Genomic DNA, 23,751 nt, shown 5'->3' with positions numbered 1-23,751 from the left:
GAAGTCGGCGCGCCCGGCGTGCGGAGGAACGATGAGTGAAGGCACGCTCTTCGCCTTCACGAAGAGTGACGACGTAGCCGGTGAATGCGTGCCGACGTCGCGAACGGCCGCGACGACCTAGGCACACCGTGCAGGGCAGAGATGCGAGGAATCCGTGGTCGAGCACGCATACTGAACAGTCTGACTTCGCTTCCGAAAACAGAAAGCTTGTTGTGTTTTTGCTTCTGGGCGCTGATCGCTCGTGATCTTTCGGCGCATCGTCCTCACTTTGGTTCTCACCCTTCTCGCCGCCGTGACCATCGGCGTGATCGTCGGCCTCGATGAGAGCACTCGCAGCAACCTGGCGAGCAAGCTGTCCAACGACCCGATCACGAGCCCCTCGCCGGAGCCAGTTACCTCTGCCAGCGGCTCCCCTACGGCGAAGCCATCGAAGATGCCGACGCCAGCGAGCACCGCGTCCCGAAGTCCGAAGCCGACCAGCAGCGCAGCAAGCACCACGCCGAGCACGGCATCGCCGAGTACGACGAGGTCGTCCAGCCCGAAGCCCCGGACGAGCGCCTCATCGTCGGCCAAGCCGAAGCCCACGAAGTCGTCAACCACCAAACCCAAGAAGGGCAAGGTCGTCTACCTGACCTTCGACGACGGCCCGAGCCCCTACACGCCGCAGATCCTCGCGATCCTGCGCGCCACCGGCTCGACCGCGACCTTCTTCCAGCTCGGAGTGAACAGGCCCGGGCATGACGCGACCATCGCCGCGATCAAGGCACAGGGCAGCAAGATCGCCAACCACACGTACAACCACCCGAACCTCACCTTGCAGAGCGACGCCGAGGTGCAGCGCCAACTCCGCGGGGGGCCGAAGGCGAAGTGCTTCCGACCGCCGTACGGAGCCACAGACGCCCGGATCCACCAGGCGGTGAACAAGGCTGGGATGAGGGAGGTCCTATGGACCGTGGACACCTTGGATTGGCAGAAGCCTGGTGTCAAAGCCATCCAACGAGTCGGCAAGAGCCGGCACGTGAAGAACCACGGCATCATCTTGATGCACGACGGCGGCGGCACCCGGGAGCAGACGGTTGCCGCCTTGCCCAAGCTCATCAAGGAGCTGCAGGCTCGCGGCTTCAAGGCGCAGGCCCTGCCCTATTGCTGAGGCTGCTGAGCGGCTGGCAGGTCGGGCACCAGTAGCTGCGTCGCTCCTGACCGGCCGGGCCGAACTCCTCGGTCCGGATCGGCGTACGACACCTCCGGCATGGCTGTCCGGCACGCTCGAACACGTACGCCCGGCGACCTGCCCGTAGGTCACCGGTGGTCACCTGCTCCGGTCGCTCCTTGTTGGCCTGCATCAGTTGCCGGCTGCGAAGCACCACGCGAGGCAAGTTGGCCACGTCGCCAGCCGGAGTGCGTGGATGCACACCCTGCAAGAAGAGCACCTCGGCGCGATAGAACGTGCCGATTCCGGCCAGATTCCGCTGATCGAGCAGTGCCTCACCGATCGATCGGTCCGGCCGAGCCCGAATCCTGCCCAATGCCTCCTCCAGATCCCAGTCCGGGCCGAGCAGGTCGGGGCCGAGGTGCCCGACCACCTGATCCTCCTCGGCGGTACGCAGCAGCTCGACGACCGGGAGCCGATAGCCCACCACATCGGTCTCCGCCGTGCTCAGCAGCACACGAACCTCGTGCTCCGGGCCGCCGCCCCAGCGCTGGCCGGGCCGATAGGTCCGCCAGGCGCCGTCCATCCGCAGATGCGTGTGCAGCGACCAGCCGGAGTCGAATCGGAACAGCTGGTGCTTGCCGCGCGAGGTCACATTCACCACCGTGGCTCCGCCGAGGTCGGTGCCGGCGAGCTTCGGCACCCGGAACTCGGCTCGAGTCAGCACCTGACCGGCCAGCACCGCATGAAGCCAGCGGCACACCCGCCAGACGGTGTCACCTTCGGGCATCGGCCACCTCCCGGACACCGAGCCTGCCGCCGAGTGCTCGGAGCATCACCAAGACCCACGTCCGCCAGGGCCGCCACGCCTCAGCCAGCTGTTCCAACTCAGCCGCGTCCAACGATCGGCCGTAGATCGTGCGCAACTGCTCCAGCACCTGCGGCTCGGCGGCCAGCAGATCAGTGAGTCCGCAGGCTCGCACCATGATCAACGAACTGTAGAACGGCCCGATCCCAGGAAGCTGCTGCAGCTCCTGCATCGCCTCGGCTGGTTCCATCGCCGTCAGCCGATTCACATCGAGCGCGCCGCGCTTGGCCGCTGCTGCGATCGCGTGCAGCCGCGGGATCCGATCTGCTGGCAGACCTGGCACCTGGTCCACCGCCAGCAGCTGAGCAGGCGTCGGAACCACCGGCACACGCTGCCCAGCCACGGTGAGCACCGACCCGAAGGTCTCCGCCAGCCGACGCCGAAGGACGATCCCCTGACCGCGCGAGCGCCGGGCACTGACTATCGACCACACGGCCGCCTCGTACGGCGAATAGAAGTTGCTCGGCCGGAAGCCCGGCGCAGTCTCGAACACCGGCGCCAAGAACGGGTCGGCACGACACAGTGCCGCGTACGGCCGGGCATCGTGATCGGCCGAGACGACACGGAGTGTCTGTCGAACCACCGCTTCGACGTCGTCCGCGGTCCCCGCATGATCCTCGATCCGGATCAGCAGTGCCGGACCTCGCTGGGTCACCGCGACGCCGACCTGGGACTCACCATGGCCATCCAGGCAGAACCCGAGTCGCATGACACCGTCGAAGCTCTTCTCCTCGCGATGTCCGAATCCCATCAGGGCTAATTCACGCAGGTCGTACGGGCCCTGAAGCGGCACCCGCACCGTGGTCAACATCTCCATGAGCCGATGCTGGCAGTCACCACTGACAGTGCTGGTCGTCACTCGCTGTTCCGCTGCGCGCCGATTGATTCTGTCTTCCCTCGTCGTTCGCAGACGATAAAGCGTTGTCTGCTCACTCCTCAGTCCAGACAGAATCGGGCGCTACGCTTCACGGTCGCTCGCGACGGGGGTCGTCATATGCTCGTTTGGTGCCCTCTCTTCGACCCGTCGCCGCAGCTGTTGTCGGCGGTGGTGCGATCGGGGCGGCATCTATCCTCGGCGGCTCGGTCGGTGTCGTGCGTCGCGCGGCGGCCGGGCATCTTTACTCGCTCGCTCAGATCGATCAACTGCCGGCCGCGCCGGTGGGTCTGGTGCCGGGGGCGCAGGTCTATCCGAGCGGGATGCCGTCCCGGTTCCTACGCGCCCGGTTGGATCTGGCAGCAGTCGTACTCCGTCGCGGGATCGTCGACCGGCTACTGCTCTCAGGCGATGCGTGTGCCCCGGAGTACGACGAGCCGTCCGCGATGCGTGCCTATCTGATCTCGGCCGGCGTTCCAGACGACCGACTCATCCTCGATCCGTACGGACTCGACACCTACGACTCCTGTGTGCGCGCTCGCGATGTCTACGGCATCGATCGGGTGGTGATGATCACCCAGAGCTACCACCTGCCGCGCGCGGTCGGGACGGCTCGGCTGGTCGGCCTGGACGCGGTCGGCGTCGGTGACCGGACGGTACGCGTTCGCGAGGACGGGACCGGACTGAACGAGCCGTGGGTGCGTGGTTGGGCACGTGACCAAGTCGCGTGCGTCAAGACGATCTGGGACGTGGGCAGCCGTCGCCGCCCGGCGCCTTTCGGTCAGGAAGCCGGACGGGAGCTGGACCCCTGATCGGAGCTCGGGGTCCCCGACTGCTTGAACCCGATTCTGTTCCGTGGCCTACCTGCTCGTGGACCCTGGAACAAAAGCCGAGCTCAGGAGCCGCGTCCGGACCCGCGACCGACAACGACCTCGCGGTGGCCGGCGTCGAGTCGACGGGTCCAGCCGCGGCTGTCGAGGTGTTCCAGCAACGGGATCACCACCCGGCGGGTGGTACCGAGCGCCTGCCGGGCCTCGCTGGTCGTGAAGGGCTGGTCGAGTTGCGCCAGCGTACGCATCGCCAGGGCGGGTGATCTCGGCAGCACGACGATGCCGTCTCGGAGCCGCAGCAGCCGATCCGCCCGCTCGGCTGCAGCCAACTCTCGAACCCCTAGCCCGAGCTGGACGAGATCATCGGCCTCCGGAGCCTGGAACGGGTCCGTCGCCAGCCGCCGTTCGAGCTCGGCCACGGCCGCTTCGGCCGGACCCAGCTCCCCGACATGACCTGGCTCGCTGAGATAGCCGTCATTCAGCACCAGCCCGGCCTCGTCCGCCGCGACATCCACCAGTTCTGCCGCCGAGAGTCCCAGCAGATCCTGGGCAGCCCCCCGGGACAGGCCTGCGGCCAGCGGATCACGACGATGCAGTTCCTCGACCGCAGTCCTCAGCTGCCTCGCCCAAGCCGCGCACCTAGCCGTGTCCAGCCACCAGCCGTCCACCACTCGGACGCCTTCTGGCACCGCCTGCACGGGACCCTCGAGCAAACCCAAGCGACGCAACTGAGCCTCCGCCACCACACCACGTCGTGCGACCTCCACAGCGAGATCGCCGTCGGGCCGCATCGTCGTCAGGACCGACGCACGTCGGGCCGCGTCACCTCGGCGACGCAGTTCCGGCGGTTCCGCATCCAGCACCTGCGCACCGCCGATCACACCGTTGCCAGGGTTCCGGAGGATCAGGCGATCGCCCACGGTCAACGGCAGTGCCCGATCCAATCTCAGCCGTGCATGGGACGAGTCGAAGGGCCTGAGTCGCGCTGGGATGGCAGCGGTCCCGATGTGGACGGTGAGCTGCTCGGGCAGCTGGTCGAACCCCGGCCCACTCACCCCGCGCACATCGAGCAGCTCGGTGAGACGCCAGACGTCGGGGGTCACCAAGGCCTCGCCGCGCAGGAGATCCGACGACGCCGCGCCGCGCAGGTTGAGGGCGACCCGGCTCACCGGACCGACGGCAGGTTGAGCCTGGTTCTCGCTCTCCAGCCCGCGAATGGTCACCCGCCTGGTCGGCTGGGGCCGGTCTGCACTGCCGGCGACATCCAGCGCGTCGCCGCGCCGGAGCGTGCCGGCCGACAGCGTGCCGGTGACGACCGTGCCGGCGCCGGTGATGCTGAACGAGCGGTCCACCCACAGCCGCACTCGGCTATGCGCATTGGGCAGCGGCTGCCGTGCCAACACCTCGTCCAAGGAGTCCCGCAGCGCATCCAGCCCGACGCCCGTCACTCCTGACACGACCACCGCAGGCGCGTTGCGGAGTCCGGTGCCGGCCAGCTCCGTACGCGCCTGCTCCACGACATCAGCGACGCGCTCGGGTGCCCGGTCGGCGCGGCTGACCACCAAGAGACCGCCGTCGATGCCGAGCGCGGCCACCGCGTCTCGGTGGTCGCTCGACTGTGCTCGCCATCCCTCGTCGGCCGCCACGACGAACAGCACCACCGGCGCCGGGCCGAGCCCGGCCAGCATGTTGCCGAGGAACCGCTTGTGACCAGGAATATCCACGAAGGCGACGTCGCGGCCAGACGGCAGCCTCGTCCACGCGAACCCGAGGTCGATGGTCAGTCCGCGGCGCCGCTCCTCCGGCCACCGATCCGGCTCGATCCCGGTGAGCGCCCGGATCAAGGTGCTCTTGCCGTGGTCGACGTGACCGGCGGTCGCGACGACGTAGGAGCTCATCCGGACTCCGGGCCCTCGATCGCGGCCAATGCATGCTCGACGGCAACCATGAGTCGTACGTCGTCGGACTCCGGGATGCACCGGAGATCGACCAGGCAAACTCCGCCGTGGACCCGGGGCAGCACGGCCGGTTCGCCCGTACGCAACGGCTCGGCCGCCGCCTCGGGCAGCTGAACGGCCCAGCCCGGCAGTGGAACGCCCGGCGCTCCCCCACCGCCGACCCGGCCGTCGTGCGGCACCACCGTGCCACCGACCGTGGCTGCCAGACGTTCGGCCCGGGACTGCAACCGGTCCGGATCGGCATGAAGCGCCCGAGAAACCGGGGTCGGGCCACCGGAGAGCGTCGCCTCGATCGCGGCCAAGGTCAGCTTGTCCACCCGGACTGCCCTGGCCAGCGGATGCTTGGACAACCGCCCGGTCAAGTCGGCAGCGCCGAGCAGCAGCCCCGCCTGCGGTCCGCCGAACAGCTTGTCGCCGCTGGCCACGACGAGATCGGCACCCTCCGTCAGGGCCGTCGTCGCGTCAGGTTCGTCCGGCAACGCAGGATCGGGAGTCAGCAGTCCACTGCCCAGATCAGCGACCAACGGAATCTCGGAGATCGCGGATCGCAGCTCCCCGATCGACACGCCACTGGTGAATCCCGTGACTCGGAAGTTGCTGGGGTGCACCTTCAGGATGCAGCCGGTGTCGGGGCCGATCGCGTCGAGGTAGTCGCGCAGGTGCGTACGATTGGTGGTGCCGACCTCTCGCAAGCGGGCGCCCGTCGAAGCGATCAGGTCCGGCAATCGGAAGCCGGCCCCGATCTCGATCAACTCGCCGCGGCTGATCACCACCTCGCGACCGGCAGCCAGCGCGGTGGTGGCCAGTACCAACGCGGCCGCACCGTTGTTCACGATCAAGGCGTCGGCTGCGGTCGGACAGGCACTCAGCAGGGCTTGGCGGGCTGCGACCCCTCGCCGCGACCGGCTCCCGGTGGCGAGGTCGAGCTCGACGTCGACGTATCCGGCCGCCGACAGCAGGGCCTCAGTGGCCGCGGGAGACAGGGGCGCCCGACCCAGATTGGTGTGGATCACGACCCCGGTCGCGTTGAGCACGGGCCGCAGTGTGGTCGGGCGGTGCGCATTGAGTTGGTCGAGCACGACCGGCTCGACCTGGTCGGGAGCCAACTCGCCGCGACGTGCCCGATCCTGGGTCTGTCTGATCAGATCGCGTACCACGCGGACGCCGACTCGCTCGACCGCAGCTCGGGTTGCCGGCAACGCGAGCAACTCATCGGTGCGAGGAATGAGCCGTCGCGGGTCCACCTGGCTCACTCGGGGTCTCCTCGCGATCTCGGGTCACGGAGTCTGGGCATGGCGGAGGCGGACGGGAATCGAACCCGCCAGGCCGAGCTGCTCGACCTCCTCGGTGTTGAAGACCGGGGGGCCCACCAGGAACCCAGACGCCTCCACGCGCGCACCAACTTAGCCGAGTTACGCTCGCCGCATGACCGTTCAAGAACTGGCTCGACTGACCTCGTACGCGCACGGCGGCGGCTGTGCCTGCAAGATCCCGCCGGGCGAGCTCGAGGACGCGGTACGCGGACTGACCGGCCAGTCCGGTCCGGACATCCTGGTCGGTCTCGAAGACGGCGACGACGCGGCGGCCGTCCGGGTCCGCGACGATCTGGCCATCCTGTCGACGGCCGACTTCTTCACCCCGGTTGTCGACGATCCGTACGACTGGGGGCGGATCGCCGCGGCCAACGCGCTCTCCGACATCTACGCGATGGGCGGTGACCCGGTCGTCGCGATCAACCTCGTCGGCTGGCCACGCGAGGTGCTGCCGATGGAGTTGATGACCGAGGTACTGCGAGGCGGTCTGGACGTCGGTGCCGAGGCCGGCTGCCCGGTGATCGGCGGCCACTCGATCGATGATCCGGAGCCGAAGTACGGGATGGCCGTCACCGGAATCGCCCTCCCGGACCGGCTGCTGCGCAACGACGCTGCCCAACCCGGGCTGCCGATCACGCTCACCAAGCCGATCGGGGTGGGATTGCTCAACAACCGGCACAAACGCACCGGCGAGGTCTTTCCACAGGCGATCGCGTTGATGACCCGGCTCAATCGAGTGGCCTCGCAGGCCGCACTGGCGGCCGGCGTACGAGCTGGTACTGATGTCACCGGCTTCGGGCTGCTCGGCCACCTCTACAAGCTGTGCCGCGCCTCCGGCGTCGGGGCGGTCCTGGACCGCAGCGCCGTGCCCTTGGTCGAAGGGGCCGCGGAGGCGCTGCGCGATGGGTATGTCTCCGGCGGCACCCGACGCAACCTCGACTGGGTGCTCCCCCACTTGGCCCCGGATGCCGGCGTGACGGAGGACGACCTGCTGCTGCTCGCCGACGCCCAGACCTCGGGTGGCCTGCTGCTGATCGGCGAAGTGCCCGGCTATCCGATCATCGGCCACACCATCTCCGGGTACGGGATCCAGATCCGCTGAGCTACACCAGACGCCAACGCGACGGAAATCGGCCGCTCATTGCGCCTGAGCACGGGCGACACGCCGGGTCGACTCGATTGAGAGTCAAATTCCCATCATGAACTAATCCGACGACGGCGAGCCAGTGATGACCTATTGCCGCCGACGGACACCAGTCTGCCGGGAGCCGGGTCCGCCGGCTGCGGTCAGATCAGCGGGATCGTTTCGACGAAGACGGTGGTCAACACCGTCGTGCCGTCCTGCTCCCGGAGACCGGGCTCGAACTCCTCGACCAACAGCCGCGTGGCGCTCGCCGGCACCTCGATGCTCCCCGACCAAGTCGTGACAGATCCCTCAGACGTCGCCACCAGCCCGACCGGATCGCCCACGCTGCTCCAGCGCAGCTCGGGATCCGCGATGTTCGGATCCGCCTGCTGCAGGCTCACCTGCACCGAGTTGCCGAGCCCATCCAGCCCGCTGACCTCGATCTCGACGCTCTTGCCGACCCTGGTGGCGATCGTCGCCCGGACCAGCCCCAGCCGGACCGCATCGAGGGTCACGCCCGCCGACCTGGTCGCGCCGTCCACGGAGTCGGGTTGGTAGCGCGCCAGGGTCAGCTGCAGGAAGGGCCGATAGCCGAACCCATCGGCCAGCTCGATGTCGGCGTACCACCGTCGGCTGGTCGCGTCGAAGGTCACGGGATGGACCGCAAGCGGCGTCCCGTCCACGTCGGTGACAGCCGTCGCGCGCGGGAAGTGGGCCGCCGTCAACTCGGGAATGTCGGCGCCGCCGGCCAGCAGCGGATCGCGGCCCACCCGAGTCGCCGACAGGTCCACGGCCAGCCCCTCCCCGTCTCCGGAGACCAGCCACGGCCGCGCGAGATAGATCCGGAGCACCTGACCTGAGTGATGTCCCGTCGTGTCCCGCGCCGAGGCCGGCACCACGTCGCTCACCACCGGAGCCGGCGGCGCGACGGTGTTGGGAAAGATGATCGAGAACGACGGCGATCCGGCTTCGTCGCTGGTCCGGCTGATCGGTCGGCTGACGTAGCGGACACTCACCTGGGTGCCACTGCGGATCACACCGCCGGGCAACCGGACGATCGCGCCGCGTCGCTCGTCGATCCGTATGTCTGTTCCGACATCCGCCCGTCGGCCGTCCGGCAACCGCACCTCGACCGAGCTCGCCACGACGCCCTTGCGATCCAGCAGCACCGGCCGGTCGGCCAGCACGACAGCCTTCTCCTCGGTGAAGTACTCGGCAAAGCTGGAGTAGGCCTCCAGCCGGAGCGTGGCCTCGTGCCGTTTGGTGTCCGGCAACCGCTTCTCCAACGATTCGATGCTCACCTCGTTCTTGGTGGAGCGCGGGACGGTCACGGTGCCGAGTCCGATGGCCGTACGGCGTGGCACCGGTGCGTCCAGCGCCGGATCATCGACAGTGTCGGTCCAGGCAGCGCCGATCGTGACCCGATCCGTGCTCAGGCAGCTGGCCACCAGCGTCCCGCTCAGCCGGAGCCCGGCCGATCCGAGGTCACGATCCACCGCAAGCCGATCGACTTCGGGTGCCAGCAGCGGGCGGCGTACGGCGTGGATCAGCGTCAGCGGACGTGCCGGAGTGAACATCCAGTGTTCGCCGCCCATCACCCGCTCGCTCAGTTCTGCCTGGTCGACCGCACTCAGCCGCTGCCAGAGCGCGAAGTGATCCAAGAATGCCGGGTCGATGCGGTAGCTGACCGAGCCGGTGACGATCTCCGCCTGCGGCACGAAGACGGTCAGATCGGTGTCCGGATCCGGGTCGACCACCGCCGACGGATCCCCGGCGGCCACGACCAGCCGGGTCGCCTGCCGCTCGGGCCAAACGCCCTTGAGTGACAGTGCGACCGGTACGCCGAGCGCGGGGAGATCGAGCCGCAGCCCCACGGCAGCCGGGTCCGACAGATAGCCAATAGCGGGTTGCGGCGGGCCGGTCACCATCAGCTCCCCCGTCCGCTCGTCGGTCTCGGTCTGATCGGCCAGATCGAGGGCATCTCGGGTCACCAGGTCGGCATAGCTCGCCGGATCCACACCGCCCGCGGGGAGTCCATGCAGCTCGCAGAGGTCCTGGCCGACCCGGCCAGGAAAGAACAGCCGCTCGACCGCTTCGACGTCGGTATCGGCCAGGTCGTAGTCGCCGAGCAGCACCAGCGTGTCGGGGCTGTCGCCGATGCCGGGAATCGGCCGCGGCGCACGACGAACCGCAGTTGGTGCAGCGATCGGCTCGAGCCGGCCAAAAGGCTCCGGCGGTGACGCAGCGCCGGTGGGGTTGGCAGTGGCCAGGTCGCAGGAGTTGCCCGCGAGGTCGACGCAGCGCCCACGGAACTGGTAGGTCCGCCCGAATCGCAGCCGCGGCAGGGTGCGGGGCACGACGCCGTAGTCGACCGCCACCTGTGCAGTTTGATCAGCCGTGGGGAGGTTGTCGCTCGCCTCCACCGGCTGACCGGTCACGGAGTCCAGCACACTGCTCGGAGTCGGCACAGCACCACTCCAGCCGTCCCACTTGTAGAACGCGTCGTCGAGGCGGAACAGTGCGGTGGGCCGCAGGATCGCATCCTGCTCGGGATTCTGGTGAAGCACTCGAACGTCTTCCTGCTCGGTGACCAGGACCGTGGTGTTCCATCCCTCGTCGGGCTTCGGCACGATGCTCAGCGACTTGTCGCGCGGGAAGGCATAGCCCTGCTTCGTCCGGCGCTGAAACAGACTGGACCACCGACCGGCCCCGGTGAGGTCGAACACATCGATCCGTTGGCCGATGGTCAGGTCCTCGGCGAACAGCTCGACCGGCGAGCCGCCCGGCGCGAGGCTGGCCTGCAGCTCCGTCTCCAGTTCGGTCTGCCGTTCGGTGCGGTTGCGGTACGTCGTGCTCAGATCCGGCCGAATCAGGGTGAGGGCACGGCTGTCCAGGGCAGGCAGCACACCCTCGCCGAACTGGTCGGCCTGGGCGGCTGCCTGGCTCAGCCGAGAGGCGGCGAGGTGCGGGTCCATCATGGTGAGGAATGCCTTCTCCGCAGCCAGTGCGAGGAAGCCGCGGCTCTGTTCGCGCAGCTTCGGGTCGGGGTTCGGTTGGGCCAGGAAGTCGGGCGTGGTCAGCGTGATGAGGCCGATCTCGCGGGCCTGCCCGCCCGCACCTCCATAGCCGAGAGTGACTCGTACCCGCCCGGGCGAGGCGGGCAGACCGATCTCGAGGTCGATCGCCAGCCCGAGGTGACGCAGCAGTTCGGGGTGGTGTCCAAGCAGGCTGATGCTGGCGTGCACATCGAAGTCCGGCGCCTCCGGCTTACGGGTGTCCCGGTCGTCCATCGGCGCCCGGTAGTCGGCGGCCTCGGCCAGGCTCCCTGGGTCCGGTACGCCAGTGCCGGCTCCGTCGAGCAGTCCGGCCGCAGCCGCCAGCGCCAAGAGCTGAGCACCGTCCGGTGGGCCGTCCGGATGCTCCGCGGCCATGCGGACGTAGGTGTCCAGGATGGAGGTCGCGACCCGGCCGCTGGCCATCGGCTGGAGCGGAGTGTGAGAGAAGTCGACGAAACGGTGCCCGTCGACCGGAGCATCTGGCGTGAACGTCGCCGCCCAGACAGCTGAGGAGGGAACGGGACTGACCACGCGGTGCGGCACGATCGCGCCGTCGACGCGCACCCGCAGATTCAAGCCGGCGAGGGTGGCCGGCCAGTCGACCCACTCCGGATAGTCGGCGAGAACCCCGTCGGCTTTCAGCCGAGGCGAGAGATAGACCGTCAGCCGGCCGGTTGGTCCGGTGCGGCCAGTGGGAAGCGCAAAGGGAAGGAGGTGACGTACGGGCATGAGATCTCGTCCTTGCTCTGGTGCCGATGTCGGATGGGTGAGGGGGTGGTCCGGGAGTGATCAGACGTAGGCGGCGCAGTATTCGGCCCACTGGTCGGCGCTGAAGCGATCGCCGAACGACGGACCGCTACCGAGCGGCTCACCGGCGGTCGGCCCGGCGCCCAGGACAGCGGCTCGTGATCGTCGGCCGCCGTCATCGGAGGCGAGGGAGACCTCGACGGTCTGCCGCCAGCTGGTGTCGGACTTCGAGAACGGCGTGTCCACCTCGGCGGTGATCTGGGCGGTGCCGCTGAGCAGCTTGCTGCTCAGGTTGTAGAGCAGCGAGAGCAGCACCTTGCCGGTGATGTTCACCAGGCCGAGCACGCTGGCGTTGCCGGTGAGCTCGACGTAGGCGCCGAGGGTGACCGCGGAGTCTTCGTACGTCAGCTCGATGCCCAAGGAGGCCGAGAGGGAGGCCGAGACGACGACGATGGAGGCCGCCAGCTCGTAGGTGACGGCCAGGCTGCCGAGCAGGAAGTCCAGATCGTCGGCGACCAGCCGCACCTCCAGCGAGCCGCTGCCTCCGAAACCCATCACGGTGATCCGGAACGGGTCGTCGCGACGGGACAGGTTGAACCCGATCGTGGAACTGCCCGTGTTGGGGAGGTCCAAGCCGAGTCCGACGTTCAGCCCGGTCACGTTGATCACCCCGAAGGCGAGCTTGGGCACGGGGATCTCGACCTCGGCGCGGACGCCATCGGAGTCGATCTCGATGTCGCCGAGGTCGAGCAGGCCGACGATGAACTCTCGGACCGGCTCGAGAAACTCCAGCACCTCGATGAACCGCCAGTCGGCGAGATCGGTGTCCAGGGCGGCGTTGCCGTCACCCGGATCGTGGTAGCTGACCCGACGGAACGCGATGGCGATCGCGGGTGCCCCGGGTGGCAGCCGGAGCGTGACGTTATCCAGGCTGAGTTCGAAGTCGGTGTCGACCGCCTCCTCGGGATCGGCATCGAACGGCACGAACTGGCTGAGCTCGATCTTCGCTGTCGAGGTTGCTTTGTCGCCGAAGAAGTCGGGCAGGCCGACCTGGGTCAGGTCCTGGGCGATCACGAACACCGGGTCGCCGGCCACCCGGAAGGTCTTCAGCTTCGGCTGCCAGCGGAGCAGATAGCCGATCCCCTCCTCCTCGAGCAGCGTCTCGACGGTCGGCAGCCCGGTGTCGCCGCCGAGGTCGTCCAGCGCGATGTTGACCTGCTCGACGATCTCCTGCAGGGCGATCGAGCCAAACAACCTGGCCGCGTCGCCCAGTGCAGCTGCCGGATCCCAGCTGAGGATCGGCGGTCCGGCGCTCGCACCGGCTGCGGAGGATGCCGTCCCGGCGAGCGGCGATGCAATCCCGGCGGTGGGAGCGATACCGGAGCCGAGGGTCTGGCTGAAGGTGTCGATGCGCAGCGACGGCCGAACCAGGCCCTGCCCGGCGCCGGTTCGGTCCAGGGTGCCCGGCGTGACCAGGGAGTGGAACGCGAGACCGGGGTTGGCGCGACCGTTGCCATGGGCAAGCCAGGCATCGGCATAGGTCACCTCAATCGCCTCGCTGCCACCGACCAGAGCCGCCACCGCGTCGTCGGTGACCTGCGCGGACGACACTCGCGGATAGAACGCCGGCTGCCCCGCGGCCTCGAGCTCGTCGCGGATCGCATTCGCGCTCGACCCAGCCAGATCCGGCCGATCGAGACCGAACCGGATAAGGCGGGTGGATCGAGTCGAACCGGCCCGTCCGTCGGGATGCGGGTCGGCCCAGCCGACCGACTGACCACCCAGTTCGGCCTCGACCGGGTGATCGGCGAAGAACCTGCTGAGATTGCCGAGCGGGGTGAGAACGCCGTTGACCCTGTCCTGGACGGTGAACGCGTGATCGAGGGTCACGAAGATGGCCGGCAGGGTGAACGCGATGCCGGTGCGTGCGGTCCGGTCGGTCGCCCGATAGCCGATCACCACGGGTACGCCGTCGCGGGTGACGGCAGCGATCTTGTCGGTGCCGATCTGGCTGCCGTCGTCGAGAGTCACCGGAATCAGCGCCACCGGTCCGTGTCCGCCGTCGGTGGCGACGACGCGGGAGAACGGGAGGCCGCGGCCGTCCTGCGGCATGCGCACGGCCGGGAACACCCGCGCGGCACCGGAGACGGACAGATAGTCCTGCCGGACGAGGATCGCAACCGGGTGGCCGTCGGCATCGTCGCTGAGCACCCGCTCGATGACGGTGGTGATCGTTGCCGGTACACCGAAGGGTGCGAGGAAGCCACGCTCCGCGGTCTCGACGTGCAGGTCTCGGCCGGCCACGGTGCGGTGCAGATAGCTCGCGAGCTGACCGGTGGCCCAGGCGCCGGAGAGGTCGATGAACGATCCGTGGGTGGTCAGCCAAAGCCGGTTCACCTCGATCGCCTCGGCAGGGTCGACCGTGGTCGCGGTGACGATCCGGCTGCGTTCGTCGGAGGTCAACGGCCGGTCGGGCGGAGTGTCGCCCGGTCTGGACCAGATCGCTCGGAGCTTGGCCCGCTCGGCCGAGTCCGCGTCGGTGCTCACGCCCGTCTCGCCTTCGGGCAGGAGACGTGCCCGCCAGATCTCGGTGACGTCCGCCCTGGTCACCGGCACCAGCCCAGCGGCGAATCGGCCGTCCGGCTCGGGAGAGAAGATCAGCGAGTCGACCAGCTCGAGGGCGGTCACCTCAGAGCTGGGCTCGGACGACGTGCTGGACGGTTTGCGGCTCGGGACCGCTCGTTCGTCCAGGACGAGCGCTCGCCCGGCGAGATCGAGGATGCTCTTCAACGCGTACGGGGTGCCGCTCGGAAGCGCGACCACCAGCCGGGACTCTGCCGCGCGGCGGTGGTCGACGCCCGCAGTCGGTGCCTCCTCGTCGGCGTCGACGGTCGCCTCGGCCGTGTGCTGGGAGCCGAACACAATCCGTACGCCGGTGAAGGCAACCCGCGGATCGACGGTGACCAGTGTGCGCCCAGTCGGGTCGACGTCCAGGTTGAGGAACTCCAGTGTCAGGCAGAGTTGGTCGGCGGCTCGGATCAGCCGGTCGACGCGAGTGGGCGCGACCTGGGCCGCTGAGTGCTGATCGGTTGCCGCGCCGACCGCCGAAGGGTTGTCGAGAATCGCCATACCGACCAAGGTCGGACATCAACGTTGCAGATTTGTTGTGTCGTGGTTGCGCTCAACTCAGCCGGCGACGGTGAGTCGCCGGTGACGCCAGCGGCCAAGCGGCGCTTGTGGTTCGGCCGTATGGCGGGGTCCTTGAGCTACGGGCGCTCGCCGCGAGCCCTGGTCAGGGAACCGGCGGGGAGATCGTGATGACCTCGCAGTGGATGACCGCGCCAGACTTCTCGATCTGGCCGTTCGCAGTCAGCAGCGCGCTCTGGTGCCGCTCTCCGGCGGCCACGTAGATCGCGTCCGCATAACGCAGAGACCCCTGCGCGAGCGCCCAGGCCCGCTCGACGTCAGGCCACGGCGTCCCTTCAATGATGATTCCAAGCCCGGCGGCCGCCTGGAGCGCGGCGGGCAAGTCGGCCGGCTGGAGCGGATGATGCGGCCGGTTCACCGCCGAGCGGAGACCAGACATCACCTCGAAGGCGAAGTGCCCCGGCGTTCGGAGCACCTCCGCAGCAGGCACTGACTTCAAGGCGGCCCGAGCGGCCTGGCCACGGCGCCCGGGATCGGCGACCGCGTCGATGACCAGCGCGGCGTCGACGATCACCGGTCAAAACCGCGTGCCCAGGTGCTCGGCTCGGTCCTGGTGGGCTTGCTCAACCAGATCCAGCACCGCGGCTCGTTCGCTCTCGGGCACCTTCGACCGTCCGGCCAGCCGGGCCTCGGCCTGGGCGATCGCCGCCTGCCGCCGCAAATACACCGCCTGGGCGTGAATGGTGTCCCGCAAGTAGCTCTGCAACGAAGCACCCTGATCCGCCGCCGCCGACCGAATCAGCTCCAAGTCATCGGGCGAAACGTCACGAACGAGCACATTCGACATGAACTCATGCTATCAATTCCGCTATCAGCGACAGGGACCACTCGCGCCGGAGCCAGGGGCGCCACACATGCCCACCTGAGTTAGTTCATGATGGGAATCTGCCTTTCATTCGGGCTGACGCGCCGCGACACGCCGAGAAGGCTCGATTGAGAGTCAAATTCCCGTCATGAACTAACTCAGATCGGCGAGCTCTGACTCAACCGGCGGTGGTGATCGAGTCGTCGGTGATGCCGGCGGCGCGGCGGGCGGCCAGGCGGCGCTTCTGCGGCTCGACGGTGTAGCGGGGATCCTTGGCGGCGTGGATGCCCGCCTCGAACACCCCGAATCGGGTCAGCGCCGAGGCCGACAGCAGCGCCAACCCCGACAGGGCCGCAACCGCTCGATGGCGCCCGCCCAGCAATGCCCCCAAACCACCAGCCACGGCCAGCCGCTCACTCCACCGCAGCAGCGTCCCAGCCTGACCGTGGTGCAGCGGCTCGGCCGCGACCGGGTCCATCCGGCGCTCCATCAGCTTCATCGCGGTGATGTCGCCAGCCACTCCGAGCACGGCCAGCACCCGCGCCGGCCCGGTCTCGGCGACCGGTGTGGTGACCATCGCCAGCCCACTGGCGGCCAGGCTCGCCGAGCTGACGAAGACGAACGGCAGATCCCGGTGGGTGGCGTTCCAGGTCGGGTTGGCCGTGTCGGCCAGCAGCACCGCGGTGTAGCCGGCCAACGGGGCCGCGAACACAGCAGCCGCGAGCCCGGCCGGCCCCTCCACGAACCGCAGCACCTGCCGCAAGGGCCCGAGCGGCAGGCGGTTCTTCAGCATCCGATCGATCTCGGAGGCGCCGGCGACGAACAGTCCGCCCGCGAACGCGCTCAAGATCCAGGAGCCGACGCTCATCGGCGAGGTGACCTTGAACGTCCGCAGCATGTTGTAGAAGCGATCGGGCCGGCCGAGGTCGGCCACCAGCGCCGCTCCGCCCAGACACACCGACGCCATGCCGCCAAGTCGCGCGTTGCGCCGCAGCTTCGGCCTGCCGGTGAGCTGGGCACCGGCAGCCAGCAGCCCCGACCCGCCGGCGACGCCGCCGAGGAACAAGTACGCCGCGACCTCGTGCCCCCATGGCGGCGGTTTGACGATCGGCTTGTCGTAGTAGGAGGTGAACTCCGCCTCCGGCACCATGAACATCTCGCGGGCGCCATCACCGCCGGCACCCGAGCCGCCCCGGCGACCCGAACGGCGCCCGCCCGGACGATCGCCGCGGCGGCGCCGACGCGGCGGCTCGGGCGGCCGAACCTCGTCGAACTCCGACTGCGTCATGGCCGTCCCGTCGTCGCTGGCCGCACCGGCGTCATCGCCGTCCGGTCAGGAACGCGACCGCCGCGGCCGCGACCATGCCCGCCATCGCAATCCCGGCCCGTTTGTACATGGTCATCAGATCGGCCGTGCAGACCCGCGGATCCGGCGGCAGTCCATACACCTCCGGCTCATCCAGCAGCAGGAAGACCGCCCCCGTGCCGCCGACGCCGTCGAGCTCGTTCGCACCATAGAGCCGCGCCTCGGTCAGACCCTGGGCGTGCAGCTCGGCCACCCGTTCGCGCGCCATGTCCACCAGGTCGTCGTGGTCGCCGAACTTGATCGAGGTGGTCGGGCAGGTCTGCGCGCAGGCCGGGGTCTCGCCGTCGATCAGCCGGTCGTAGCAGAGCGTGCACTTCTGTGCGACCCCCCGCTTGGGCACCGGCGGCTGCTCACCCTTGCGCTGCCCTTCCCGGTACGTCGGCGCCGCGGTGCCGTCGCTGCGCCGCTCGACCACCCCGAAGGGACAGCCGGCGACGCAGGTGCCGCAGCCGTTGCAGACATCCGGCTGGATCACGACGGTGCCGAACTCCGTGCGGAACAGGGCACCGGTCGGACAGACATCCAGGCAGCCGGCATGGGTGCAGTGCTTGCACACGTCGGAGGCCATCAGCCAGCGGAACTCGGGCGTGTCCGGTGGCGTGGTGTCCGTCCCGGACAAGTCGCGTCCCCGGAGGTCGATCACCGGGGGCTCGAGCGTCGCGGTGCCCACCCCAGCGCCCGCCGCGCGCGGCGGGCCCATCGACGGCATCCCCAGGCTGACCAGCGCCCGGCCGGACTCGCGCGCCTCGACGATCCGCTCACGACCTTGCTCCACGAAGGCGACGTGCCGCCAGGTGCTGGCACCCAGCGCGACGGTGTTGTCGTACGACATCCCGGTCAGTTCGAGGTCGCCGTCACGCGGGTTCTGGTTCCACTCCTTGCACGCGACCTCGCACGCCTTGCACCCGATGCAGATCGAGGTGTCGGTGAAGAAGCCCTTGCGCGGCTGGTGAATCTGCCAGTGAGCGTCGGCACTCGGGTCGGTCGGCCCGGACAACTGTCCCATCAGCCGCTCCTCCCCGTCACGATCTGGCCCGTCACCATCTGATCGAACCGCCCTTACCCTCATCGTCGCCGCTCACCGGCGGATCGACGATCTCACGCGACGGATCGGTGACCCGCGCCTGGTCGGTCTGAACCGTCGCACCGGCCCGCTGTTGATACTCCCGCACCAACCGCAACAATGCCTCACCCTGCGGCCGGCGCCCGGCGACCACGTCGCACGAGGCAACCTTGGACTCCTGGATCTGAGTGTTGGGATCCAGGGACACCCCGAGCAGGTCGTTGGCCGCGTCTCCGCTGACCACGGCGTCACTGCCGACCCCCCAGTGGTACGGCAGCCCGACCTGCTGGACCTCGCGACCGTTGATCGTGAGTGTCCGCACCCGGTCGGTCACCAGCACCCGGGCCTCGATCGCGGACCGCGGCGAGATGATCGTCGCCCAGCCACCGTTGGTCAGCCCCCGCTCGGCGGCCAGTTCCGGGGAGACCTCGCAGAACATCTCCGGCTGCAGCTCGGCCAGGAACGGCGACCAGCGGCTCATCCCGCCGGCGGTGTGATGCTCGGTCAACCGATAGGTCGTGAACACGTACGGATAGACGTCCACCCCCGGATCGCCTGCGCTGGGTGCGCCGAGGTTGTCCTGGCGGGCGAACAACACCCGGGCCGGTGCCTGCTGCTGCGGATACAGGGCATTGGCCACCGGTGACTCCTGCGGCTCATAGTGCGCCGGCAGCGGACCGTCGACCAGGCCACGAGGCGCGAACAGCCAGCCCTTGCCGTCGGACTGCATGATGAACGGGTCGTCGCCGGCCAGCGCCTCGGCTCCACCGAGCGCGGGATCGGGCCGGGCATGCGGCGCTCTGTCGATCGGGAAGTCCGGCACATCCGGTCCCGTCCACCGCCCCGCTTGCTCGTCCCACCACAGGTACTTCTTGCGTTCGCTCCACGGCTTGCCGTCGGGATCGGCCGAAGCGCGGTTGTAGATGATCCGCCGATCGGCCGGCCAGACCCAGCCCCACTGCGTCCCGCTGGGGCCGCCACGTTCCTGCCGCCGAGCCGCCTGGTTGATCCCCTCGGCATACACCCCGGTGTAGATCCAGCAGCCGCCTGCCGTCGACCCATCGGCTCGCATCTCGGTGTAACTGGACAAGGGCTTGCCGGCATCGGGCCCGGAGACATAGAAGCCGTTGATCTCGTTCAGCACCGCTTCCGGATCGGGGTTGCCGTGCTCGTCGGGTGGATAGCCCCAGGTCATCTCCAGCAGCGGCCGATCGCGCTCGTCGGTGGAATCGGCCAGCCGCGCCCGGATCCGTTCGCCCAGCGCATGGAAGAAGTCGAGGTCGCTCTGCGCCTGGCCCGGCGGATGCAGCGCTTGGTGGCGCCACTGAACCATCCGTTGGGTCTGGGTGAAGGAGCCCGCCTTCTCGGCGTGGGTGGCGGCCGGCAGGAAGAAGACCTCGGTGCCGATCTCGGTGGTCGACAGCTCACCGGAGGCGATCTCCGGCCCCTCCTTCCACCAGGTCGCCGACTCGATCATGTTGAGGTCGCGGACGACCAGCCACTTCAGGTGGGACATCGCCAGCCGTTGCTGGCGCCCGTTGGCCGAGCCGACCGCCGGGTTCTGGCCGAGGATGAAATAGCCCTCCACCTGGTCGGCGAGCATCGCGATGGCGGTCTGGTAGGTGCCGTGCGGCCCACTCAGCCGCGGCAGATAGTCGTAGGCCCAGTTGTTCTCCGCGGTCGCGGCCTCGCCGAACCAGGCCTTGAGCAGGTTGACCACGTAGGTCTCCGCGTATGCCCAGTAGCCCTTCTGCTGCTTGGAGCCGATCGAGGCGACGTAGTCGTCGTACGTGTCGTGCTTGCCCACCGTGGGCATCGGCAGATAGCCCGGCAGCAGGTTGAACAAGGTCGGGATGTCGGTCGAGCCCTGGATGCTGGCATGTCCGCGCAAGGCCATCACTCCGCTGCCCGGCCGACCGACGTTGCCCATCAACAGTTGCAGGATGGCCGCCGTGCGGATGAACTGGGCGCCCAGCGTGTGCTGGGTCCAGCCGGTCGCGTACCCGAAGCAGGTCGTCCGCTCCCGCCCGGAGTTGTCCGCGATCGATCGGGCGACATACTCGAAATCGGCGATGCTGATGCCGCACATGTCGCGCACCATCTCCGGGGTGTAGCGGGAGAAGTGCCGCTTGAGGATCTGGAACACCGTCCGTGGATCCTGCAGGGTCTCGTCGCGCACCACCTCGGCATGTTCCAGCGGCGGGCCGCCCGAACCGTGCTCCTCTCCCGCAGCCCGGTCCGACGCGCTCGCCCCGTGCTCGTCACCGCCCGCGGTGCCTACCGAACCACCGCCTGGATCCGCGTACGACCATGTCGACGGGTCGTAGTGACCGGTCGTGGGATCGAAGCCGGAGAACAGTCCGCCGAGGTCCTCGGTGTCGCGATAGTCCTCGTTGATCAACGTCGCCGCGTTCGTGTAGGCGACCACGTAGTCCCGGAAGTAGAGCTCGTTGCTGATCATGTGGTTGATCAGCGCACCGAGCAGCACGACGTCGGAGCCGGCCCGGATCGGTACGTGCTTGTTTGCGACCGCCGAGGTCCGGGTGAACCGCGGGTCGATGTGGATGACCCGGGCACCTCGGGTTATCGCCTCGGACACCCATTGGAAGCCCACCGGGTGTGCCTCCGCCATGTTGCCGCCCATCAGCACGATGCAATCAGCATTGGCCATGTCCTGCAGGGGCTGGGTGGCACCACCGCGCCCGTACGTGGCTCCCAAACTGGGAACCGTGGCGGAGTGTCAAATGCGGGCCTGGTTCTCGATCTGGATCGCTCCGGCAGCGGTGAACAGCTTCTTGATCAGGTAGTTCTCTTCGTTGTCCAGCGTCGCGCCGCCAAGCGACGCGATGGCCATGGTCCGACGCAGCGGCCGCCCGTGCTCATCGCAGTCCTGCCAACCCCGGTGGCGCGACTCGACGAACCGGTCGGCGATCATGTCGATCGCGGTGTCCAGTTCCAGGTCTTGCCACTCCGTCGCGTACGGCGCCCGGTAGCGGATCTTGGTCTGTCGGAGCGGGTTGTTGACCAACTGCTCGCTGGAGGATCCCTTCGGGCAGAGCCGGCCGCGGGAGATCGGCGAGTCGGGATCACCCTCGATCTGGACAACCCGCTCGTCCTTGACATAGATCTTCTGGCCGCATCCAACCGCGCAGAAGGGGCACACACTTTGCACGACCCGGTCCGCGGTCCGGGTGCGCGGAGTGGTGCGGCGCGTGGTGGCCGAGGTCACCGCGGGTCCGCGACCAAAGACGTCGCCGGAGCGGAACTGCCGGAGGACCGGCCACTCCAACGGACTCCACGCCATGGCCCGATGCTACAACCGGTCCTCGTGGCCAGGGACCAGTCATCGAGAAGGAGCAGATACACCTAAAACCGCGGCGCTTTCGGCCGGTATCCGCTCCTCCTCGACGTCGGCGGCTGCCCGCCTACTCAGACTGTGATCGACTGTTGTTCTTCTGCCGTGGCGATCTGGATCTTGCGCGGCTTCGCCCGTTCCGCGACCGGGATCTCCAGGCGGAGCACCCCGTCGCGGTAGCTCGCCGTGATCTTGTCGAGGTCGAGGTTGTCGCCCAAGATCAGCTGGCGGCTGAACACTCCTCGCGACCGCTCGTTGGAGAGCAGTTCGCCGGTGCTCTCACGCATCGGGCGCTCGGCCCGGACGGTGAGGACGTTGCGTTCGACATCCAGATCGATCGAGTCGGTGTCGACCCCGGGAAGGTCGAACTCGACGATGAACCTCTCTCCCTCGCGCCACGCGTCCATCGGCATGAAGGCCGGCCTGGCAGCCGTGCCGAAGATCTGCTGAGTGAGCCGGTCGAAGTCGCGGAACGGATCAGAGCGCAGGAGCGCCATCGGATACCTCCTTCGTGTCGATGGCCTATGCCATCAATAAACTATATTGACTGATATAGATTATCTAGCACTCCGATCATGACAGGTCAAGACTGAAATGGAAGGATGACCAGGTGAGCGAGGATCCGGAGCTACACGACCGCCAGCTGGCCGTCTATGGCATCACGGTCGCCGCCGGCTTGGTCGGCACCGGCGTGCAGAACCTCCGGGCGTACGAACGGGCCGGTCTGATCGATCCGCACCGCACCGGGGGCGGAACCCGCCTCTACAGCCAAGACGACATCGAGCGGCTGGCCGAGGTCCAGGTGCTGCTGCAGCGCGGCCTCAATCTGGTAGGCATCGCCATGGTCTTCGAGTTGCGCGCGGACAACGATCGGCTTCGGCAGTTGCTCGCCGATCTCGACCCCGACAACTGATCCACTCAGGACTCGACCGGCGACGATTCCCCACCACCAGGAGCCGCCGGCGCATCGGCCCGATACAGCAGGGCGGCGAGCAAGGCAGCGACCAGGGCACCGATCACGGTGAGCACCAACCGGAGCAGGCCGAAGAGCGACCGAGATCACGACGCCGACCAGGGTCCCGGTGACGCGCGCTCGCGCGGTCGGTACGGTCTCGTGCCGGACCGGTCGCAGCACCAGGGCGAGGGTGACCACCAGCCAGTATCCGTGGTCGATCTGGAACGCCAACGCGATCCCCAGAGCCACCCCGCACGACACCGCGGTAGCCACTGCGTGCCGCAGTGCGATGCGCGGTTCCGCCGGAGTCGGTGGCGCCTGCAGGCCGAGGACCGCGGTGATCACGATCACCGGTGCCAGCGCGATCGCTGCAGCTTTCAGCGCCGGTCGCGGCGGCAGCACGTGCATGGCCTCAGCCAACCATCTCCGCGATCAGCCGACTCAGCCTGCGCCCCGCTCAATGCCGAGAGTGGCGACCAGGTCCTCGTGCAATTCCATCCACACGGTGTGACAGGAGTCCTCCCGAACCTTGGTCACCCAGCTGAGATCGCCGCCGTGCACCCGCTCCAGCGCCCGGCTGAACCGATCGTGATATCCGGCGAATCGGCCGAGACACGCGGTCAGCCGCGGTTCCAACTCCCCGAGCGCCCGTGCCAAGACGTCGAAGACACCAAGCACCCGCGCGTCCCAGTTCGGATCGTCGTGCTTGTTCGCGGCCAGCGGGTCGGTGGCTGTCGGGCGCAGCTGCCAGTCGGTGCCGGCCAGCAACAGTCGGGCGTTCAGCGGCAGGAAGTCGCGGTGCACCGACTCGACCTGCGTTTGCGCACCCGCTGTCGTCAGCTCCTGCGCGAGTTGCTGCTCGTTGCGCCGCTTGCCCGCCTCGGTCAGCGTCCATCCTCCGGTGCCGGCAAAGTCGACCCGCGTGATCCAGCCGTACGCCTGGAAGTCCAACAGCAGTTCGCTGACCTCAGCCCGGTCCAAGCCGAAGCGCGCCACGACCTCGTCATCGTCCGCCATACCCTTCAGGCGTACGGCGTGCAGGACGAGAAGATCACACGCCGAGTCTTGGGACACGCGG

Annotated in this window: 17 protein-coding genes, 1 tRNA gene and 1 pseudogene; 4 read left to right on the top strand and 15 right to left on the bottom strand. The window is 68.5% G+C overall.

Translation table 11 applies throughout. The features are described 5' to 3' along the window. Window positions 1-268: 268 nt before the first annotated feature. Window positions 269-1,150 (top strand): polysaccharide deacetylase family protein, encoded by an 882-nt coding sequence (locus tag MLP_RS27215; protein WP_156820997.1) that lies wholly within the window; start codon window positions 269-271, stop codon window positions 1,148-1,150. Here the strand turns inward: MLP_RS27215 and MLP_RS02575 are convergent. After that, window positions 1,122-1,940 (bottom strand): Fpg/Nei family DNA glycosylase, encoded by an 819-nt coding sequence (locus MLP_RS02575; RefSeq protein ID WP_013861441.1) that lies wholly within the window; start codon window positions 1,938-1,940, stop codon window positions 1,122-1,124. The two genes, MLP_RS27215 and MLP_RS02575, sit on opposite strands and share 29 nt — an antisense overlap. Beyond that, entirely contained in the window at window positions 1,927-2,835 is a 909-nt protein-coding gene (locus tag MLP_RS02570) for a DNA-3-methyladenine glycosylase family protein (protein ID WP_049804430.1), read from the bottom strand. The genes MLP_RS02575 and MLP_RS02570 overlap by 14 nt, the downstream gene beginning before the upstream one ends. Window positions 2,836-3,023: 188 nt before the next feature. Here MLP_RS02570 and MLP_RS02565 point away from each other — a divergent pair, with 188 nt between their 5' ends. Continuing rightward, window positions 3,024-3,704 (top strand): SanA/YdcF family protein, encoded by a 681-nt coding sequence (locus tag MLP_RS02565; RefSeq protein WP_013861439.1) that lies wholly within the window; start codon window positions 3,024-3,026, stop codon window positions 3,702-3,704. Window positions 3,705-3,787: 83 nt separating this feature from the next. Here the strand turns inward: MLP_RS02565 and selB are convergent, their stop codons facing one another. From selB to MLP_RS02550, 3 genes are all read right to left on the bottom strand, one after another. Next, window positions 3,788-5,620: a selenocysteine-specific translation elongation factor gene (gene selB / locus MLP_RS02560; RefSeq protein ID WP_013861438.1), complete on the bottom strand. Its 1,833-nt coding sequence runs from the start codon at window positions 5,618-5,620 to the stop codon at window positions 3,788-3,790. Then, window positions 5,617-6,933 carry an L-seryl-tRNA(Sec) selenium transferase gene (gene selA / locus MLP_RS02555; RefSeq protein ID WP_013861437.1) on the bottom strand — a complete coding sequence of 439 codons (1,317 nt, stop codon included), beginning with the start codon at window positions 6,931-6,933 and terminating at the stop codon, window positions 5,617-5,619. The genes selB and selA overlap by 4 nt, the downstream gene beginning before the upstream one ends. Window positions 6,934-6,973: 40 nt before the next feature. Beyond that, window positions 6,974-7,069, bottom strand: a tRNA-Sec gene (locus MLP_RS02550). Between the two features lie 36 nt (window positions 7,070-7,105). On the opposite strand from MLP_RS02550, the gene selD reads away from it, so the two are divergent. Further along, window positions 7,106-8,095 (top strand): selenide, water dikinase SelD, encoded by a 990-nt coding sequence (gene selD / locus MLP_RS02545; protein WP_013861436.1) that lies wholly within the window; start codon window positions 7,106-7,108, stop codon window positions 8,093-8,095. A gap of 185 nt (window positions 8,096-8,280) precedes the next feature. Here selD and MLP_RS02540 read toward each other — a convergent pair whose 3' ends face one another. The 8 genes from MLP_RS02540 to MLP_RS02500 all read right to left on the bottom strand — a co-directional run bounded on the left by MLP_RS02540 (window position 8,281) and on the right by MLP_RS02500 (window position 22,215). Next, entirely contained in the window at window positions 8,281-11,904 is a 3,624-nt protein-coding gene (locus MLP_RS02540) for a hypothetical protein (protein ID WP_013861435.1), read from the bottom strand. Window positions 11,905-11,964: 60 nt separating this feature from the next. Beyond that, the gene (locus tag MLP_RS02535) at window positions 11,965-15,051 is read right to left on the bottom strand and encodes a hypothetical protein (RefSeq protein ID WP_013861434.1); all 3,087 of its coding nucleotides are present in this window, start codon (window positions 15,049-15,051) and stop codon (window positions 11,965-11,967) included. Between the two features lie 163 nt (window positions 15,052-15,214). Beyond that, window positions 15,215-15,643, bottom strand: a complete 429-nt coding sequence (locus MLP_RS02530) for a type II toxin-antitoxin system VapC family toxin (protein ID WP_013861433.1) — start codon at window positions 15,641-15,643, stop codon at window positions 15,215-15,217. Between the two features lie 3 nt (window positions 15,644-15,646). After that, the gene (locus MLP_RS02525) at window positions 15,647-15,916 is read right to left on the bottom strand and encodes a hypothetical protein (protein WP_013861432.1); all 270 of its coding nucleotides are present in this window, start codon (window positions 15,914-15,916) and stop codon (window positions 15,647-15,649) included. Between the two features lie 196 nt (window positions 15,917-16,112). Further along, window positions 16,113-17,222: an NrfD/PsrC family molybdoenzyme membrane anchor subunit gene (gene nrfD, locus MLP_RS02520; RefSeq protein ID WP_013861431.1), complete on the bottom strand. Its 1,110-nt coding sequence runs from the start codon at window positions 17,220-17,222 to the stop codon at window positions 16,113-16,115. A gap of 31 nt (window positions 17,223-17,253) precedes the next feature. After that, window positions 17,254-18,306, bottom strand: a complete 1,053-nt coding sequence (locus MLP_RS02515; RefSeq protein ID WP_013861430.1) for a 4Fe-4S dicluster domain-containing protein — start codon at window positions 18,304-18,306, stop codon at window positions 17,254-17,256. 31 nt (window positions 18,307-18,337) lie between these two features. Beyond that, window positions 18,338-21,667, bottom strand: coding sequence for a formate dehydrogenase (gene fdh, locus MLP_RS02510; protein WP_013861429.1), 3,330 nt, complete (start codon window positions 21,665-21,667; stop codon window positions 18,338-18,340). Between the two features lie 125 nt (window positions 21,668-21,792). Continuing rightward, window positions 21,793-22,215, bottom strand: a complete 423-nt coding sequence (locus MLP_RS02500; RefSeq protein ID WP_013861428.1) for an Hsp20/alpha crystallin family protein — start codon at window positions 22,213-22,215, stop codon at window positions 21,793-21,795. 113 nt (window positions 22,216-22,328) lie between these two features. On the opposite strand from MLP_RS02500, the gene MLP_RS27810 reads away from it, so the two are divergent. Next, the gene (locus MLP_RS27810) at window positions 22,329-22,631 is read left to right on the top strand and encodes a MerR family transcriptional regulator (RefSeq protein WP_013861427.1); all 303 of its coding nucleotides are present in this window, start codon (window positions 22,329-22,331) and stop codon (window positions 22,629-22,631) included. 129 nt (window positions 22,632-22,760) lie between these two features. On the opposite strand, the pseudogene MLP_RS29410 reads toward MLP_RS27810, so the two are convergent. Continuing rightward, window positions 22,761-23,081, bottom strand: a pseudogene (locus tag MLP_RS29410) (FUSC family protein); the annotation flags it as partial. Between the two features lie 33 nt (window positions 23,082-23,114). Beyond that, the gene (locus MLP_RS02490; RefSeq protein ID WP_013861426.1) at window positions 23,115-23,747 is read right to left on the bottom strand and encodes a hypothetical protein; all 633 of its coding nucleotides are present in this window, start codon (window positions 23,745-23,747) and stop codon (window positions 23,115-23,117) included. Window positions 23,748-23,751 lie beyond the last annotated feature (4 nt).

Source organism: Microlunatus phosphovorus NM-1 (assembly GCF_000270245.1).
Classification (GTDB): Bacteria; Actinomycetota; Actinomycetes; order Propionibacteriales; family Propionibacteriaceae; genus Microlunatus; species Microlunatus phosphovorus.
This window is presented reverse-complemented; position numbering and strand designations above follow the sequence as displayed.

Bases quoted from the DNA above. Each gene is read 5' to 3' on its own strand.
- MLP_RS02575 (WP_013861441.1), bottom strand. From the start codon at position 1,940: ATGCCCGAAGGTGACACCGTCTGGCGGGTGTGCCGCTGGCTTCATGCG.
- MLP_RS02570 (WP_049804430.1), bottom strand. From the start codon at position 2,835: ATGGAGATGTTGACCACGGTGCGGGTGCCGCTTCAGGGCCCGTACGAC.
- selB (WP_013861438.1), bottom strand. From the start codon at position 5,620: ATGAGCTCCTACGTCGTCGCGACCGCCGGTCACGTCGACCACGGCAAG.
- selD (WP_013861436.1), top strand. From the start codon at position 7,106: ATGACCGTTCAAGAACTGGCTCGACTGACCTCGTACGCGCACGGCGGC.
- MLP_RS02540 (WP_013861435.1), bottom strand. From the start codon at position 11,904: ATGCCCGTACGTCACCTCCTTCCCTTTGCGCTTCCCACTGGCCGCACC.
- MLP_RS02535 (WP_013861434.1), bottom strand. From the start codon at position 15,051: ATGGCGATTCTCGACAACCCTTCGGCGGTCGGCGCGGCAACCGATCAG.
- MLP_RS02525 (WP_013861432.1), bottom strand. From the start codon at position 15,916: ATGTCGAATGTGCTCGTTCGTGACGTTTCGCCCGATGACTTGGAGCTG.
- nrfD (WP_013861431.1), bottom strand. From the start codon at position 17,222: ATGACGCAGTCGGAGTTCGACGAGGTTCGGCCGCCCGAGCCGCCGCGT.
- MLP_RS02515 (WP_013861430.1), bottom strand. From the start codon at position 18,306: ATGGGACAGTTGTCCGGGCCGACCGACCCGAGTGCCGACGCTCACTGG.
- MLP_RS02500 (WP_013861428.1), bottom strand. From the start codon at position 22,215: ATGGCGCTCCTGCGCTCTGATCCGTTCCGCGACTTCGACCGGCTCACT.